This is a genomic window from Erwinia sp. V71 (genome assembly GCF_965644245.1).
Classification (GTDB): Bacteria; Pseudomonadota; Gammaproteobacteria; order Enterobacterales; family Enterobacteriaceae; genus Erwinia.
Genome location: NZ_CBFFRK010000095.1, coordinates 1 through 16,484 on the forward strand (window position 1 = coordinate 1; position 16,484 = coordinate 16,484).

14 protein-coding genes are annotated in these 16,484 nt (G+C 55.3%); 7 read left to right on the forward strand and 7 right to left on the reverse strand.

All coding sequences use genetic code 11. The features are described from left to right. Positions 1 to 60 precede the first annotated feature (60 nt). From ACSZO1_RS16765 to nadC, 3 genes are all read right to left on the reverse strand, one after another. A complete protein-coding gene (locus ACSZO1_RS16765) occupies positions 61 to 519 on the reverse strand; it encodes an ATPase, T2SS/T4P/T4SS family (protein ID WP_437614592.1) in 459 nt (152 codons plus the stop codon). Then, on the reverse strand, positions 519 to 962 hold the full coding sequence (ppdD, locus tag ACSZO1_RS16770; protein ID WP_437614594.1) for a prepilin peptidase-dependent pilin: 444 nt from the start codon (positions 960 to 962) through the stop codon (positions 519 to 521). The genes ACSZO1_RS16765 and ppdD overlap by 1 nt, the downstream gene beginning before the upstream one ends. Before the next feature lie 194 nt (positions 963 to 1,156). After that, positions 1,157 to 2,053 carry a carboxylating nicotinate-nucleotide diphosphorylase gene (nadC, locus tag ACSZO1_RS16775; protein WP_437614596.1) on the reverse strand — a complete coding sequence of 299 codons (897 nt, stop codon included), beginning with the start codon at positions 2,051 to 2,053 and terminating at the stop codon, positions 1,157 to 1,159. Between the two features lie 150 nt (positions 2,054 to 2,203). Here nadC and ACSZO1_RS16780 point away from each other — a divergent pair, with 150 nt between their 5' ends. Genes ACSZO1_RS16780 through ampE form a run of 3 tightly spaced genes read left to right on the forward strand, consistent with a single transcriptional unit; the run spans position 2,204 to position 4,893 of the window. Then, positions 2,204 to 3,406 carry an amino acid deaminase gene (locus ACSZO1_RS16780; protein WP_437614597.1) on the forward strand — a complete coding sequence of 401 codons (1,203 nt, stop codon included), beginning with the start codon at positions 2,204 to 2,206 and terminating at the stop codon, positions 3,404 to 3,406. 57 nt (positions 3,407 to 3,463) lie between these two features. Beyond that, on the forward strand, positions 3,464 to 4,042 hold the full coding sequence (gene ampD, locus ACSZO1_RS16785; protein WP_437614599.1) for a 1,6-anhydro-N-acetylmuramyl-L-alanine amidase AmpD: 579 nt from the start codon (positions 3,464 to 3,466) through the stop codon (positions 4,040 to 4,042). Beyond that, a complete protein-coding gene (gene ampE, locus ACSZO1_RS16790) occupies positions 4,039 to 4,893 on the forward strand; it encodes a beta-lactamase regulator AmpE (RefSeq protein ID WP_437614601.1) in 855 nt (284 codons plus the stop codon). The genes ampD and ampE overlap by 4 nt, the downstream gene beginning before the upstream one ends. Here the strand turns inward: ampE and ACSZO1_RS16795 are convergent, their stop codons facing one another. The 3 genes from ACSZO1_RS16795 to aroP all read right to left on the reverse strand — a co-directional run bounded on the left by ACSZO1_RS16795 (position 4,894) and on the right by aroP (position 8,859). Then, positions 4,894 to 5,835, reverse strand: coding sequence for a glycoside hydrolase family 43 protein (locus ACSZO1_RS16795; RefSeq protein ID WP_437614603.1), 942 nt, complete (start codon positions 5,833 to 5,835; stop codon positions 4,894 to 4,896). It lies immediately after the preceding gene. Then, positions 5,832 to 7,247, reverse strand: a complete 1,416-nt coding sequence (locus ACSZO1_RS16800; RefSeq protein ID WP_437614605.1) for a glycoside-pentoside-hexuronide (GPH):cation symporter — start codon at positions 7,245 to 7,247, stop codon at positions 5,832 to 5,834. The genes ACSZO1_RS16795 and ACSZO1_RS16800 overlap by 4 nt, the downstream gene beginning before the upstream one ends. Positions 7,248 to 7,503: 256 nt before the next feature. Then, complete coding sequence (gene aroP, locus ACSZO1_RS16805; protein ID WP_437614607.1) at positions 7,504 to 8,859, reverse strand: aromatic amino acid transporter AroP; 1,356 nt, start codon at positions 8,857 to 8,859, stop codon at positions 7,504 to 7,506. A 528-nt stretch (positions 8,860 to 9,387) separates the two neighbouring features. On the opposite strand from aroP, the gene pdhR reads away from it, so the two are divergent. The 4 genes from pdhR (at position 9,388) to lpdA (ending at position 16,296) form a co-directional block, all read left to right on the forward strand. Continuing rightward, entirely contained in the window at positions 9,388 to 10,152 is a 765-nt protein-coding gene (gene pdhR, locus ACSZO1_RS16810) for a pyruvate dehydrogenase complex transcriptional repressor PdhR (protein ID WP_437614609.1), read from the forward strand. 278 nt (positions 10,153 to 10,430) lie between these two features. Further along, positions 10,431 to 13,094, forward strand: coding sequence for a pyruvate dehydrogenase (acetyl-transferring), homodimeric type (aceE, locus tag ACSZO1_RS16815; RefSeq protein WP_437614611.1), 2,664 nt, complete (start codon positions 10,431 to 10,433; stop codon positions 13,092 to 13,094). A 13-nt stretch (positions 13,095 to 13,107) separates the two neighbouring features. Continuing rightward, entirely contained in the window at positions 13,108 to 14,715 is a 1,608-nt protein-coding gene (gene aceF / locus ACSZO1_RS16820) for a pyruvate dehydrogenase complex dihydrolipoyllysine-residue acetyltransferase (protein ID WP_437614613.1), read from the forward strand. Positions 14,716 to 14,871: 156 nt separating this feature from the next. Then, positions 14,872 to 16,296 (forward strand): dihydrolipoyl dehydrogenase, encoded by a 1,425-nt coding sequence (gene lpdA / locus ACSZO1_RS16825; RefSeq protein WP_437614615.1) that lies wholly within the window; start codon positions 14,872 to 14,874, stop codon positions 16,294 to 16,296. A gap of 1 nt (position 16,297) precedes the next feature. On the opposite strand, the gene ACSZO1_RS16830 is transcribed toward lpdA, so the two are convergent. Beyond that, the coding region (locus tag ACSZO1_RS16830) for a hypothetical protein (protein WP_437614617.1) at positions 16,298 to 16,484 on the reverse strand (187 nt) is incomplete at its 5' end.

A 16,484-nucleotide genomic window follows, 5' to 3' on the forward strand; every position in this document is an offset into this window, starting at 1 on the left:
GCAGGATAGCTTATCGGTAGCTAACCGTCCCTCCATCCACATGACCAAGCGTTGCACTTATTATCTGAATTCGCGGCCGAGTATTTTTAGCCGCGCGATCACCGGAGCATGGGCCGGGTCATCGCCACCTGTGACGGGATGCAATACCCCGTCAATACGCAGGCGGATGCGCAACCCAGTGGCGTGCGGTTCGAAATGGATATCCGATGCACGCCGCTGCAGCGCCAGCAACAGTGTCTGCTGCACCCGTTCGACCGCAGAGGCTCCTGCAGCATCATCAGGCGAACTTTCGCGCGCCATGCCTGCGGGGGAGGGCTGCAGGCTGTATTGCTCGATACGCGCGCGCGGCCAGCATTCGATTTCCACATGGCACTGGCTGGCAAAGCGCAGCGCTTCAATCATCTGTTGTGTGGGCGTTTCGCTTACCGCCACATGCAGGCGGCTGGCGTTGCAATCGAGAATAATCGCCTGATAGCGCTGGCAGATAGTCTGTACTGAGCGCAGATTAGCCGCGTCCATTAGCGTGTACCTGCATCATCGAAGCGGAAAATATCATTACAGGCTTCCACCAGTCCGCTTTGCGTGCTGGTGCAGCTGCGCTGCCAGTTCATACGGCCATCGGCGTTGTTCAGGGTAGGTGTTAATACCACGCTCAGAGTGTCGAGACTCTCCTGACCCACCAGGGTAATGATACCCGCGGCAACCGCCACACTGCGCACATAGCGCGAACCATGGCCTGCCGGGACGCCATTGCTGCCCGCATTACAGTTGCCGGTTGCGCCACGCTCAATAGCACACAGCTCAACCGCCGTTTTGTAGGGCACCATGGTTTGTAACATATCGGTGAGTGCGGCTTTCTGCAGATAGTTTTGATAAGCCGGTAAACCAATGGCGCTAAGGATGGCGACAATACCCACCACGATCATCAGTTCAATCAGGGTAAATCCGCGTTGCTTGTCCATGCTGCTGCTCTCCTTGATGTGTCTGACGGCACCTTAAGAGGGCCGTGCAGGCAACACCAGTGGCAGCGAGGCGAATTGCGTAGCCGCACGGAAGGTTTTTCCGTGAGTTGCAACAGACGACAATCACGATGGAAGCCGCCGCGCAAAAGGGAATCGCAGGGAGAAAAAAGCCACCTGCGAAAAGGTGGCGGATGTTACAACTGGCGGAAGCGCATCGACAGGTCGAGCGCCCGTACATGTTTGGTGAGCGCACCGACGGAGATATAGTCCACGCCGGTTTCAGCAAAAGTACGCAGGGTTTCGTTGGTGACATTACCGGATACTTCCAGCAGTGCGCGGCCATCGGTTAAGGTTACAGCTTCACGCATCTGATCGACGCTGAAGTTATCCAGCATCACGATATCCGCGCCTGCCGCCAGCGCCTGCTCCAGCTCATCAAGGGATTCAACTTCCACTTCTACAGGGACATCAGGATGCAGCCAGAAGGCTTTTTCCACTGCCTGGCGAATCGAGCCGGTGGCGATAATATGGTTCTCTTTGATCAGAAAGGCATCAGACAAGCCGAGGCGATGATTGCTGCCGCCACCGCAGAGTACGGCGTATTTCAGCGCAGTACGCAGGCCAGGCAGGGTTTTACGCGTGTCGAGCAACTGGGTGCGGGTTCCCGCCAGCAGGGCGACGTAGCGGCTGACTTCCGTGGCCACGCCAGACAGTGTCTGCACAAAATTCAGCGCGGTGCGTTCCCCGGTCAGGATCAGCTGCGCGGGCCCACTGATTTCGAACAGCGTCTGATTCTCACTGATGGTGTCGCCGTCACTGACATGCCAGACCAGCGTGGTGCGGTTACCCAGCTGAATAAACACCTCTTCCACCCAGCGCTTACCACAGAAAATCCCCGCTTCGCGGGTGATGACAGTGGCATGAGACTGGGTGTCAGCAGGCAGCAGGCTGGCGGTGATATCGTTGCAGGCGTCGACGTCTCCACCCAGATCCTCGCGCAGCGCCTGGGTGACGGCAGCGGGAATATCGTGCTCAATACGTTCCAGCAGTTCTGTACGGCGGTGGTCGGCGTCGTAGCGGCGCGTGGTCATCGTGTGGCTCCAAAAGGGCGGACAAAAGCGTTTGCCCACTCTAACGTGTTTATCACAGGCTTGCCAGCCATGGCCTGATTGCCTCCAGCTGCGGCTGAAATCACGTTATACTGGCGCGACAGACATTCAGCGGGAGTCAGTGGTAACGCAATGGAAATCACCTCAATCCACCAAAAAGGCCAGCCGGTAACGGGGACATCACTGCTGCAGGATATCTCTCTGCCTGCACTGGTTCTGCATCAGTCGGCGCTGCAACACAATCTGCACTGGATGCAGCGTTACGCGACGGCGCATGGCGCGCAGCTGGCGCCACACGGCAAAACCACCATGGCTCCCGCGCTGTTTCAGCGCCAGACAGCGGCCGGAGCCTGGGGCATCACGCTGGCGACGGCGGTGCAGTGTGCGGTAGCGGCACAGCATGGCATCAAACGTATCCTGATGGCGAACCAGCTGGTTGGCCGTCCTAATATGCAGATTGTCGCTGACGTGCTGCGTGCCGGTGATATCGAGTTTTATTGCCTGGTAGATAGCGTGGAGAATGCGCATCAGCTGGGCGAGTTTTTCCACTCACAACAGCTGACGCTGAATGTGATGCTGGAAGTGGGCGTCAGTCATGGCCGCTGTGGTTGCCGTAATGCCCAACAGATTGAGGCGGTTGTCGCCGCGATTACGCACTATGATGCCCTGCGTCTTTGTGGCATTGAGGGTTACGAGGGGGTGATCAGCAGCAACGATAAGCAGCAGGATGTCGCCACCTTTATTACACAGCTGGTGAGTCATGCGCTGGCGCTGAAAGCGGCCGGGCATTTCGCCTGTGAGCGACCAATTATCACCGCCTCTGGCTCCTCCTGGTACGACTTAGTGGCGCAGGCCTTCGCCGCCGCTGATGCGCGCGATGCCTTTATTACCTTGATGCGGCCTGGCTGCTATCTGGTTCACGACCACGGTATTTACCAGCAGGCGCAGCATGCTTTGCTGGCCCGCCATCCGGAGATGGATAGCGCGCTGTTACCGGCGATGGAAGTGTTTGCCTATGTTCAGTCAGTCCCTGAGCCTGGCCGGGTAATCGCCGCGCTGGGTAAACGTGATATTGCCCACGACAGTATGCCAGTGCCGTTGCGTGTCTATCCGCAGGGGAAGATGCCCGCGCAGCCGCTGGGGAGCGATTACCAGGTGATCCGTCTGATGGATCAACACGCCTTTATCGCCGTTCCGGATCAACATCCGTTAGCGCCAGGGGATATTATTGCCTTTGGCGCCTCACACCTGTGCCTGACGTTTGATAAGTGGCGACAGCTGTGTGTGGTAGATGACGATCTGCAACTGGTTGAAACCGTGCAGACCTGCTTCTGACGCCAGCGCGTGAAGCGTGTTACTCTGAAAGTAAAACCGATATCAGGAGGGCAGGGCATGCAGTTGCAGGATGGCTGGATTGTTGGGATAAAGCAGGTGCCCTCACCGCATTTTAATACGCGTCCTGCCGATGAAGCGCCGTCACTGCTGGTGGTTCACAATATCAGCCTGCCGCCGGGAGAGTTCGGTGGTCCTTATATTGACGCGCTGTTTACCGGTACGCTGGATGCCAGCGCCCACCCGTTTTTTGCTGAAATCGCGCATTTGCGTGTCTCTGCACACTGCCTGATCCGCCGTGACGGCGAAATTGTGCAGTATGTGCCGTTTCACCTGCGCGCCTGGCACGCCGGGGTCTCTCTCTGGCAGGGGCGCGACAACTGCAATGATTTTTCTGTTGGTATTGAACTGGAAGGCACGGATACACTGCCCTATACCGATGCGCAATACACGGCGCTACAGGCTGTAACTGAACTGCTGATGCAACACTATCCGCTGACGCCGGAACGTATCACCGGCCACAGTGATATTGCGCCAGTGCGCAAAACTGATCCCGGTCCGGCGTTTGACTGGGAACGATTTCGTCACGCTTTACACCCACATTCTGCTGGCGTGACTTTTGGGGAGTCTGATGCATGACGCTGTTTAGCTTGTTACTGGTACTGGGTTGGGAGCGATTGTTTAAATCGGGTGAGCACTGGCAACTGGACCACCGCCTGGAACCGCTGTTCCGGCAGCAAAAACGTTTCTCGCTGCTGCGTACTCTGATGATGGCCTGGCTGGCAATGGCTGTGGTGCTGGTGGTGATCATGGCGCTGAAAGGATTGTTCTTTGGCGTGGTACAACTGATTTTCTGGATTCTGGTCGGTTTGCTGTGTATTGGCGCGGGATCGGTACGTCTGCACTATCACGCTTATCTGCGGGCGGCGAGCCTCAATGATGACAGTGCGCGTGATGCGATGGCGGAAGAACTGACACTGATCCACGGTATCCCGGTGGATTGCGATGAACGTGAATACCTGCGCGAACTGCAGAATGCCTTACTGTGGATTAACTTCCGCTTTTATCTGGCGCCGCTGTTCTGGTTTGTGGTGGGCGGTCCTTATGGGCCGGTGCTGCTGGTGGGCTATGCGTTTCTGCGCGGCTGGCAGAGCTGGCTGGCGCGTCATCATTCACCGCTGGAGCGTTCGCAGTCGGGGGTGGATGCGATTCTGCACTGGCTGGACTGGATCCCGGTACGGCTGGCGGGTGTCGCCTATGCCCTGTTAGGCCACGGTGAGCGGGCACTGCCAGCGTGGTTTGCCTCGCTGGGCGATCGCCACAGTGCGCAGTATCAGGTGCTTACCCAGCTGGCACAGTTCTCGCTGGCGCGCGAACCGCACCTTGATAAAACAGAAACACCGCGCGTGGCGGTGTCTCTGGCGAAAAAAGTCTCCTTAGTGCTGGTGGTGGTGGTGGCGCTGCTCACCATTTACGGCACGCTGGTCTGATTACTGCTCAGCAGGCGGTATGCCGAAATCGGGCATACCGTCCTTGTCCCAGTGAAAGGTTTTGATGCGTGTATGGCGGTTCGGGTCCCATAGCGGGTCGCCCTCGATTTCCGTGTAATTACGCGCATGATAGACCAGCACATCCTCGCCGTTTTCCGCCGTCGTGAAACTGTTATGCCCTGGGCCATACTGGCGATTCTGCCGGTGGGTGGTAAACACCGGACGCGCTGATTTCGACCAGTTAGCCGCCTGCATGGGGTCCGCATCGGCATCAATCCACAGCAATCCCATACAGTAGTTTTCATCGGTGGCACTGGCGGAATAGCTGACAAACAGCCTGTTGCCATAGCGAATCACTGCCGGGCCTTCATTGACGCTGAATCCCGCACATTCCCATTCATACTCTGGCCGGCTGAGCATGACTGGCGCGCTTTTCAGTGTCCACGGGTTTTCCAGTTCCGCTAAATAGAGGTTGGAGTTGCCGGGGATCGCCGGATCTTTCTGCGCCCATAAGTACCACTGCTTCCCCTGGTGGCGGAAACTGGTGGCGTCGAGGGCAAAGCTGTCGATGGGCGTGCGTACCTGACCGCGTTCCTGCCAGCTTCCAGTCAGCGGATCGTTGTCACGGCACTCCAGCGCGAACATGCGGTGCTGGAACAGGCCGTCTTTGATGGCGCGCGTGGGGGCTGCGGCATAGTAGATTACCCAGCTGCCATCGATCAGATGCAGTTCCGGCGCCCAGATCAGCTCGCTCATCGGGCCGCTGTCCGGTTTGCGCCATACCACCACCGGTTGCGCATCGCGCAGGCCGGAAAGCGTACTGGCGCGGCGGATTTCCAGCCGGTCATATTCCGGTACTGAGGCGATAAAATAGTAGCTGTCACCGTGGCGCAGAATATAAGGATCGGCGCGCTGTTCGATTAGCGGATTGGGCCAGTTCATCGGGCGGCTCCTTCTGGTTTGATATCAACAGATTTGCCCTGCGGGTAATCATTCAGTTCGCGGTAATTTTCCCGGCGTTTCGCCAGATCAATCTGGATGGTTTGCATCAGCTGGCGATCCACTTTCAGCAGACGCACCACGCCCGCGGTAATCAGGTAACCAATGCCAGGGATAACGGTAAACAGCAGCATAATGCCGTTAATCGCCGTCGCGTTTTGCTGTTTCGCCCCGGCATCATAGCCATACAGTGACAGCAGGAAGCCGACCATTGCGCCTGCAACCGCCAGACCGACTTTGAGGAAAAACAGGTTGCCGGAGAAGCTGATGCCGGTAATGCGTTTGCCGGTTTTCCATTCGCCGTAATCATCGACGTCTGCCATCAGCGACCAGTGCAGGGGGGACGGGATTTGGTGGAAGATATTCAGCAGGAAATAGGCAACCACCACCAGCACCGTGGCGTGCGGGTCGAGGAAATAGAAGCTGGTGGAAAAAATGGCCAGCACGATATTGGTCCAGAAAAACACTTTCAGTTTGCACCAGCGGTCAGTCAGCAGCTTCGCCAGCGTACTGCCGATCATCATGCCGACCACGCCGAGGCTGATAAACATTGTGGCGAAGCCGGTGGATTGCTGCATTACCCAGGTGACGTAGTACATGGTTGCGGCCATACGGATAAAGCCCGGGCAGACGTTACAGAAGGTCAGCAGCAGGATGCGCACCCACTGGTCGTTTTTCCACACATCTTTCAGGTCGGCTTTCAGATCGTCATTGGTCGGCACTGCCGGTTTAATCCGTTCGCGCACGGTGGCAAAGCAGAACAGAAACATAAACAGGCCGATGATTGCCATCACGCCCATCGCCATCTGATAACCGCGCGCTTTATTGTCGCCGCCAAACCACTCGGCCAGCGGCAGCAGTGACAGCGACAGGATCAGTGTGGCGATGCCCACCATCACAAAGCGATAGGACTGACAGGAGACGCGCTCGCCAGGATCGTTGGTAATCACGCCGCCCAGCGAGCAGTAGGGGATATTGATGGCGGTATAAGCCAGTGACATCAGGAAGTAGGTGACAAAGGCGTAGATCACCTTGTTCTCGTAGCTCCAGTCCGGCGTGGTAAACATCAGCACGCTGAACAGCACGTAGGGAACGGAGACCCACAGCAGCCAGGGACGGAAGCGACCCCAGCGGCTGTGCGTGCGGTCGGCGATAGCGCCCATAATCGGGTCAGACACCGCATCGAGCACGCGCACAGACAGCAGCAGGATGCCGACCAGCGCCGGTGCCAGGCCAAACACATCGGTATAAAAATAGTTCAGGAACAACATGATGGCACCGCCAATCATATTGCAGCCTGCATCGCCCATGCCGTAACCCAGTTTCTCTCTGAATGACAGTGCGGCCGTATTCATCGTTAGTTCTCCCGCCGTTGGAGGATTGTCCTCATGGTGGGAAACATTATTAGCGCTGATGATTTTTGCTGCGCAGCATGAAACCGTCGCGCAAATGGACAAAATGACTGTCAGGGAGAAAGTGTGAGGAAGGACACAATCTGCATTCGCTCAGAAAAGGGGGGAGAAGTCAGAGAGGGGCACTACAGGCTCCTTCCCCCGCCAGGCGGGGGAAGGAGCCGTTCAGAGTGGTGACTAAGAACGGCGAAGTATGACTTTACGACTTCTGCGCGCGGTTCTTCACTGCGTAACCGACAGCCAGCACCACCAGCCAGACCGGGATCAGCCAGACGGAGATCGCCATACCCGGCGTCAGCGCCATAATCACCAGAATACCGGCCAGGAACACCAGACAGATCCAGTTACCCAGCGGATACAGCAGTGCTTTAAAGCGCGTGGTGACACCCTGCTGATCTTTCTTACGGCGGAATTTCAGGTGCGCCAGGCTAATCATTGCCCAGTTGATCACCAGCGCGGAGACCACCAGTGACATCAGCAAACCAAAGGCTTCACCAGGCAGCAGGTAGTTAACCAGTACGCAGATGGCGGTTGCCAGTGCAGAGATACCAATCGCCACCACCGGTACACCGCGGCTGTCCACTTTCAGCAGAGCTTTCGGACCGTTCCCCTGTTTCGCCAGGCCGTACAGCATACGGCTGTTGCAGTACACACAGCTGTTGTATACCGACAGCGCGGCGGTCAGGATCACCACGTTCAGTGCGTTAGCCACCAGGCTGTCGCCGAGATCGTGGAAAATCATCACGAACGGACTGCCACCTTCGACCACTTTGGTCCATGGATAGAGTGACAGCAGCACTGCCAGTGAACCAATGTAGAAGATCAGAATACGGTACAGCACCTGGTTGGTGGCTTTTGGGATGCTGTGTTCCGGGTTGTCGGCTTCTGCGGCAGTAATCCCCACCAGCTCCAGACCGCCGAAGGAGAACATAATCACCGCCATCGCCATCACCAGCCCGGTGACGCCATTCGGGAAGAAGCCGCCAATGTCCCAGATATTGCTGACTTTGGCTTCCGGACCGCCGGAGCCGCTGAACAGCAACCAGCCGCCAAACAGAATCATCCCGACCACTGCGACCACTTTGATGATCGCGAACCAGAACTCCATTTCGCCATACACTTTGACGTTGGAGAGGTTAATCGCGTTGATCAGCAGGAAGAAGACGGCCGCGGATACCCAGGTTGGGATTTCCGGCCACCAGTACTGAACATAGATACCGACTGCGGTCAGCTCTGCCATCGCCACCAGCACATACAGCACCCAGTAGTTCCAGCCTGAGGCAAAACCGGCGAAGTTGCCCCAGTATTTATAGGCAAAGTGGCTGAATGAACCGGCGACCGGCTCTTCCACGACCATCTCGCCCAACTGACGCATAATCAGAAACGCAATAAACCCGCCAATCGCGTATCCCAGCAGGACTGAAGGACCCGCCATTTTGATCGTTTGCGCGATCCCCAGAAACAGGCCAGTACCGACAGCGCCACCTAATGCAATGAGCTGAATATGGCGGTTTTTGAGTCCCCGCTTCAGCGCATCGCCTTGCTGTTGTTCCATATGAAAACCTCGTGATGTCGTTATTCTTATTGGAGTCTTTCCATCGCTGTGAGAGCAGCCGTAAATTAACTCTTACAGATAACGTATTGATTATTTTACAGTATCAACGACTCAAAAATGAGGGTGATGCTATCTACGAGACCAGAATAGTGGTAAGCGCTGGCCTTTGCACTCGCTTTCTCTTTTCGTGCGGCGGAGTGAGTGAAAAACGACCACTCATTTCTCATTTGCACAATATGTTGATCTGGTACGGAACGATGAAAAAGGCAAATAGCATTCCCTTATAGTTAAGGCGCAGAAACCTGACTAACTCCGTGTAAGGTTTCGTAAAAGTCAGGTTTGTTAACAACTTCCCCGCCCCTGCATGGCTCCCTTTTCGGTGGTTTTTCAGCATCTTTATAACGTGAGCCAGCCCCGGTTTCGGGCTTATGCCATATAGACACAAGGTGAATACTTTGTTACTTTAGCGTCACCTTTTTGCAATTGGTATTACCAATTTACTTCGGACGGATGACAGAAGAAGGGAAGATGGCTTACAGCAAGATTCGTCAACCAAAATTATCCGATGCAATCGAGCAACAGCTTGAGTCTCTGATTATGGAAGGGACGCTGCGTCCAGGGGAAAAACTGTTGCCAGAGCGTGAGCTTGCCAAACAGTTTGATGTCTCCCGTCCTTCTCTTCGTGAAGCTATCCAGCGTCTGGAAGCCAAAGGCCTGCTGCTGCGCCGTCAGGGTGGTGGCACATTTGTCCAGAAAAGTCTGTGGCAAAGCCTGAGCGATCCGCTGGTGCATCTGCTGGCCCAACATCCTGAATCTCAGTTCGACCTGCTGGAAACCCGTCACGCCCTTGAAGGTATCGCCGCCTATTATGCCGCGCTACGTGGCACTGACGAGGATTTGCAGCGCATTCGCGATTGTCATCAGGTGATCCAGCAGGCACAGGACAGCGGCGATTTAGACGCAGAGTCCGATGCGGTGATGCAGTATCAAATTGCTGTCACCGAAGCGGCGCATAATGTGGTGCTTTTACATCTTTTGCGCAGCATGGGGCCAATGCTGGAACAGAACGTCCGACAGAACTTCGAATTGCTCTACTTGCGCCGGGAGATGCTGGCAAAAGTGAGCGGTCATCGCGCCAGTATTTTTGAGGCGATTATGGCGCGGGAGCCGGAACAGGCTCGTGAAGCGTCACACCGTCACCTGGCGTTTATTGAGGAAATATTGCTGGACAGAAGCCGGGAGCAGAGTCGTCGAGAGCGCTCCCTGCGACGCCTACAGCAACGTAAGGAATAACGCGGATATACCCGTCATTCTTCAAGTCGCAGGTACGTTGGCTGCGCCCCCTCACCCCGGTCACATAGTTAGCTATGCTCCCGGGGTGAGGGGGCTTGCCGCCTTCCTGCAACTCGAATTATTTAGGGTATAGATAACGCGTCCATATACCGGCAGCATGGCGGTTTCAGGGCAACGGTATAAACGACGAGCCTGTCTTTTTGTGTTTTGCCCGCAGAGCACAAAGCGACAGGCTCCAGACAATTCAACGTATTAGACACAGATAAGGAATACCCCCCATGTCAGAACGTTTACATAATGACGTGGATCCGATTGAAACTCGCGACTGGCTACAGGCGATCGAATCGGTCATCCGTGAAGAAGGTGTTGAGCGCGCACAGTATCTGATCGATCAGGTATTGAGCGAAGCACGCAAAGGCGGCGTAAAAGTCGCTTCAGGCGCTGGTGTAAGCAACTACATCAACTCCATTGCGGCTGAAGACGAACCGGAATACCCGGGGAACACCTCTCTGGAACGTCGTATCCGTTCCGCGATCCGCTGGAACGCCATCATGACGGTTCTGCGTGCATCGAAGAAAGATCTGGAGCTGGGCGGCCACATGTCCTCTTTCCAGTCTTCCGCGACCGTTTACGAAGTGTGCTTCAACCACTTCTTCCGTGCGCGTAACGACAAAGATGGCGGCGATCTGGTGTACTTCCAGGGCCACATCTCTCCGGGCGTGTATGCCCGTGCTTTCCTTGAAGGTCGCCTGACCGAAGATCAGATGAACAACTTCCGTCAGGAAGTTCACGGTAAAGGTCTGTCTTCTTACCCGCACCCTAAACTGATGCCTGACTTCTGGCAGTTCCCAACCGTTTCCATGGGTCTGGGCCCACTGGGCGCGATCTACCAGGCGAAATTCCTCAAGTATCTTGAGCACCGCGGCCTGAAAGACACTTCCGCACAGACCGTTTACGCCTTCCTCGGCGACGGTGAAATGGATGAGCCAGAATCTAAAGGTGCGATCACCATCGCGACCCGTGAGAAGCTGGACAACCTGGTGTTCATCATCAACTGTAACCTGCAGCGTCTGGACGGTCCGGTCACCGGTAACGGCAAGATCATCAACGAGCTGGAAGGCATCTTCGGTGGTGCTGGCTGGGAAGTGATCAAGGTTATCTGGGGCGGTCGCTGGGACGAGCTGCTGCGTAAAGACACCAGCGGTAAACTGATTCAGCTGATGAACGAAACCGTTGACGGTGACTATCAGACCTTCAAATCCCGTGACGGTGCTTACGTGCGTGAGCACTTCTTCGGTAAATATCCGGAAACCGCTGAACTGGTCAAAGACTGGTCTGACGATGAAATTTGGGCGCTGAACCGTGGTGGTCACGATCCGAAGAAAATCTACGCGGCACTGAAAAAAGCACAGGACACCAAAGGCAAGCCAATCGTGATCCTGGCGCATACCATCAAAGGTTATGGTATGGGTGACACCGCTGAAGGTAAAAACATCGCTCACCAGGTGAAGAAAATGAACATGGATGGCGTGCGTTATATCCGTGATCGTTTCAATGTGCCGGTTGACGATGCCAACATCGAAAAACTGCCTTACGTGACCTTCCCGGAAGGTTCTGAAGAGCACACCTACCTGCACGGCCAGCGTCAGAAACTGGGTGGCTACCTGCCAACCCGTCAGGCGCAGTTCAGCGAGAAGCTGGAAATGCCTGCACTGGAAGATTTCCAGCCGCTGCTGGAAGAGCAGAACAAAGAGATCTCCACCACTATCGCCTTCGTGCGTGCCCTGAACGTGATGCTGAAGAACAAGTCGATCAAAGATCGTCTGGTGCCAATCATCGCGGACGAAGCGCGTACCTTCGGTATGGAAGGTCTGTTCCGCCAGATCGGTATCTACAGCCCGAATGGCCAGCAGTACACCCCGCAGGACCGTGAGCAGGTTGCTTACTATAAAGAAGACGAAAAAGGTCAGATCCTGCAGGAAGGTATCAACGAACTGGGCGCAGGCGCATCCTGGCTGGCGGCGGCAACGTCTTACAGCACCAACAACCTGCCGATGATTCCGTTCTACATCTACTACTCCATGTTCGGTTTCCAGCGTATCGGCGACCTGTGCTGGGCAGCAGGTGATCAGCAGGCGCGCGGCTTCCTGGTCGGCGGCACCTCCGGTCGTACTACCCTGAACGGTGAAGGCCTGCAGCACGAAGATGGTCACAGCCACATTCAGTCGCTGACTATCCCGAACTGTATCTCTTACGACCCGGCTTACGCCTACGAAGTGGCTGTCATCATGCATGATGGTCTGGTGCGTATGTACGGCGAAGCACAAGAGAACGTCTACTACTACATCACCACTCTGAACGAAAACTACCACATGCCTGCGATGCCGCAGGGTGCGGAAGAGGGTATCCGTAAGGGTATCTACAAGCTGGAAACAGTAGAAGGCAGCAAAGGTAAAGTTCAGCTGCTGGGCTCAGGCTCTATCCTGCGTCACGTGCGTGAAGCAGCGCAGATCCTGGCGAAAGACTACGGCGTCGGTTCTGACGTGTACAGCGTGACCTCGTTCACCGAACTGGCGCGTGATGGTCAGGATTGTGAGCGCTGGAACATGCTGCACCCAACTGCAGAAGCACGTGTGCCGTATATCGCGCAGGTGATGAACGATGCGCCAGCTGTGGCGTCAACCGACTACATGAAACTGTTCGCAGAACAGGTTCGCAGCTATGTGCCAGCCAGCGACTATCGCGTACTGGGCACCGACGGTTTCGGCCGTTCCGACAGCCGCGAAAACCTGCGTCACCACTTCGAAGTTGATGCTTCCTACGTGGTGGTAGCGGCACTGGGCGAACTGGCCAAACGCGGTGAAATCGATAAGAAAGTGGTAGCGGAAGCGATCACCAAATTCAATATCGATGCCGATAATGTTAACCCGCGTCTGGCATAAGAGGTAAAGAGTAATGGCTATCGAAATCAACGTACCGGACATTGGTGCAGACGAAGTTGAAGTCACCGAAATTATGGTGAAAGTGGGCGACACCGTTGAAGTTGAACAGTCGCTGATCACTGTTGAAGGTGATAAAGCTTCCATGGAAGTGCCTTCGCCACAGGCTGGCGTAGTTAAAGAGATTAAAGTGGCAGTGGGCGACACCGTCGCCACTGGCAAACTGATCATGATTTTCGATTCCGCCGACGGTGCAGCAGCTGCTGCACCTGCTCCGGCAGAAGAGAAAGCAGAAGCCGCGCCAGCAGCAGCGGCTGCTCCGGCAGCCAGCGCAGCGAAAGAGGTTAACGTCCCTGATATCGGTGGTGATGAAGTTGAAGTCACCGAGATCATGGTGAAAGTGGGCGACATGGTTGAAGCTGAACAGTCTCTGATCACCGTAGAAGGCGATAAAGCCTCTATGGAAGTGCCAGCACCATTCGCGGGTACAGTTAAAGAGATCAAGATCAACACTGGCGACAAAGTCAGCACCGGTTCCCTGATCATGGTGTTCGAAGTGGCGGGCGCAGCCCCAGCCGTTGCGGCACCAACTGCTAAACAGGAAGCTGCTGCTCCGGCACCTGCCGCCGCGCCAGCACCTGCTAAGCAGGAAGCCGCTAAACCAGCCGCTGCGGCGGAAGGTAAGAGCGAGTTCGCGGAAAATGACGCTTACGTTCATGCGACCCCGGTTATTCGTCGTCTGGCACGTGAATTTGGCGTAAACCTGGCGAAAGTCAAAGGAACCGGCCGTAAAGGTCGTATTCTGAAAGAAGACGTTCAGGCGTATGTCAAAGACGCGGTGAAACGCGCCGAAGCACCTGCTGCTGCCGGTGGCGGTCTGCCAGGCATGCTGCCATGGCCGAAAGTCGACTTCAGCAAGTTTGGTGAAATCGAAGAAGTGGAACTGGGCCGTATCCAGAAAATCTCGGGTGCTAACCTGAGCCGTAACTGGGTAATGATCCCGCACGTGACTCACTTCGATAAAGCGGATATCACCGATCTGGAAGCGTTCCGTAAGCAGCAGAACGTCGAAGCTGAGAAGAAGAAACTGGATGTGAAAATCACCCCAGTGGTCTTTATCATGAAAGCGGTTGCCAGCGCGCTGGAGCAGATGCCTCGCTTCAACAGTTCACTGTCTGAAGATGGTCAGAAGCTGACGCTGAAAAAATACATCAACATCGGTGTGGCGGTCGATACGCCAAACGGTCTGGTGGTTCCGGTGTTCAAAGATGTGAATAAGAAAGGCATCGTTGAACTGTCTCGCGAGCTGATGGCGATTTCGAAGAAAGCGCGTGATGGTAAGCTGACTGCTGCGGATATGCAGGGTGGATGCTTCACTATCTCCAGCCTGGGCGGCCTGGGCACCACGGCGTTTGCACCTATCGTGAACGCGCCGGAAGTGGCTATCCTCGGTGTGTCCAAGTCCTCGATGGAACCGGTATGGAATGGTAAAGACTTTGCGCCGCGCCTGATGCTGCCACTGTCTCTCTCCTTCGACCACCGTGTGATCGATGGCGCTGATGGTGCTCGCTTTATCACCATCATTGGCAACACCCTGGCCGACATTCGTCGTCTGGTGATGTAAGACTAAACAAGGCCGGCAATCGCCGGCCTTGCTACAGAGATTCATGGCGCCATGGTTTGCAGTTTATTAACAATTCTGTAAACTCTTGCCGTGCAAGCGTCCCGGTGGATGATGGGCGTGACGTCTGACCCGCCGGAAATCAAACAAGAGGTCATGATGAGTACAGAAATTAAAACTCAGGTCGTGGTACTTGGCGCAGGCCCTGCAGGTTACTCTGCGGCTTTCCGTTGCGCTGATTTAGGTCTGGAGACCGTCCTGGTAGAACGTTACAGCACCCTCGGTGGTGTTTGTCTGAACGTCGGTTGTATCCCGTCAAAAGCGCTGCTGCACGTCGCGAAAGTGATCGAAGAAGCGAAAGCGCTGGAAGAGCACGGCATCGTGTTCGGTCAGCCTCAGACCGATATCAATAAAATCCGTGGCTGGAAAGAGAAAGTGATCTCTCAGCTGACCGGTGGTCTGGCGGGTATGGCGAAAGGCCGTAAAGTTAAGGTTGTGAATGGCCTCGGCAAATTCACTGGCGCTAACACCCTGGTGGTGGAAGGCGAAGGTGGTGCAACCACCATTAACTTCGATAACGCGATTATCGCTGCCGGTTCCCGTCCGATTGAACTGCCATTTATTCCACACGAAGATCCACGTGTCTGGGATTCCACTGATGCGCTGGAACTGAAAGAAGTGCCAGAGCGTCTGCTGGTGATGGGCGGTGGTATTATCGGCCTGGAAATGGGCACCGTATATCACGCGCTGGGTTCTCAGATCGACGTGGTAGAGATGTTTGATCAGGTGATCCCTGCTGCTGATAAAGACGTGGTGAAAGTGTTCACCAAGCGTATCAGCAAGAAATTCAACCTGATGCTGGAAACCAAAGTGACCGCAGTAGAAGCCAAAGAAGATGGCATCTACGTGTCCATGGAAGGCAAAAAAGCGCCAGCAGAACCACAGCGCTACGACGCAGTGCTGGTGGCGATTGGTCGTGTGCCGAACGGTAAAAACCTCGATGCCGGTAAAGCGGGCGTGGAAGTGGACGAGCGCGGCTTCATTCGTGTCGACAAGCAACTGCGTACCAATGTGCCGCACATCTTTGCTATCGGCGATATCGTCGGTCAGCCAATGCTGGCACACAAAGGCGTGCATGAAGGCCACGTGGCGGCAGAAGTGATTGCCGGTATGAAGCACTACTTCGATCCGAAAGTGATCCCATCTATCGCTTACACCGAGCCAGAAGTGGCATGGGTCGGTCTGACCGAGAAAGAAGCGAAAGAGAAAGGCATCAGCTACGAAGTATCGACCTTCCCATGGGCGGCTTCGGGTCGTGCGATCGCTTCCGATTGTGCAGACGGTATGACCAAACTGATTTTCGACAAAACCACTCACCGCGTTATCGGTGGTGCGATTGTCGGTACCAACGGCGGCGAGCTGCTGGGTGAAATCGGTCTGGCGATTGAAATGGGTTGCGATGCTGAAGATATCGCACTGACCATCCATGCGCACCCAACGCTGCATGAATCTGTTGGTCTGGCGGCTGAAGTGTTTGAAGGTAGCATTACCGACCTGCCAAACCCGAAAGCGAAAAAGAAATAAGTTAGCGTTTAGTGACTTGTAAGCCCTTCCCCATGAAATGGGGGAGGGCTTTTTTTTGTACACAATTCACCATGTTGCGGACGCAGTTTTCTTGCACATAGTTCACCATTTGTAAGCGTCTCATACATACCGTATATTGACTTAAAATAGCAATATGCAGCAACTCAGAACCGTACGGACTTACTATT

Coding starts and splice junctions, on each gene's coding strand:
- ACSZO1_RS16780 (WP_437614597.1), top strand. CDS start 2,204: ATGGAAATCACCTCAATCCACCAAAAAGGCCAGCCGGTAACGGGGACA.
- aceF (WP_437614613.1), top strand. CDS start 13,108: ATGGCTATCGAAATCAACGTACCGGACATTGGTGCAGACGAAGTTGAA.
- nadC (WP_437614596.1), bottom strand. CDS start 2,053: ATGACCACGCGCCGCTACGACGCCGACCACCGCCGTACAGAACTGCTG.
- pdhR (WP_437614609.1), top strand. CDS start 9,388: ATGGCTTACAGCAAGATTCGTCAACCAAAATTATCCGATGCAATCGAG.
- ampE (WP_437614601.1), top strand. CDS start 4,039: ATGACGCTGTTTAGCTTGTTACTGGTACTGGGTTGGGAGCGATTGTTT.
- aceE (WP_437614611.1), top strand. CDS start 10,431: ATGTCAGAACGTTTACATAATGACGTGGATCCGATTGAAACTCGCGAC.
- ppdD (WP_437614594.1), bottom strand. CDS start 962: ATGGACAAGCAACGCGGATTTACCCTGATTGAACTGATGATCGTGGTG.
- ACSZO1_RS16765 (WP_437614592.1), bottom strand. CDS start 519: ATGGACGCGGCTAATCTGCGCTCAGTACAGACTATCTGCCAGCGCTAT.
- lpdA (WP_437614615.1), top strand. CDS start 14,872: ATGAGTACAGAAATTAAAACTCAGGTCGTGGTACTTGGCGCAGGCCCT.
- aroP (WP_437614607.1), bottom strand. CDS start 8,859: ATGGAACAACAGCAAGGCGATGCGCTGAAGCGGGGACTCAAAAACCGC.
- ampD (WP_437614599.1), top strand. CDS start 3,464: ATGCAGTTGCAGGATGGCTGGATTGTTGGGATAAAGCAGGTGCCCTCA.
- ACSZO1_RS16800 (WP_437614605.1), bottom strand. CDS start 7,247: ATGAATACGGCCGCACTGTCATTCAGAGAGAAACTGGGTTACGGCATG.
- ACSZO1_RS16795 (WP_437614603.1), bottom strand. CDS start 5,835: ATGAACTGGCCCAATCCGCTAATCGAACAGCGCGCCGATCCTTATATT.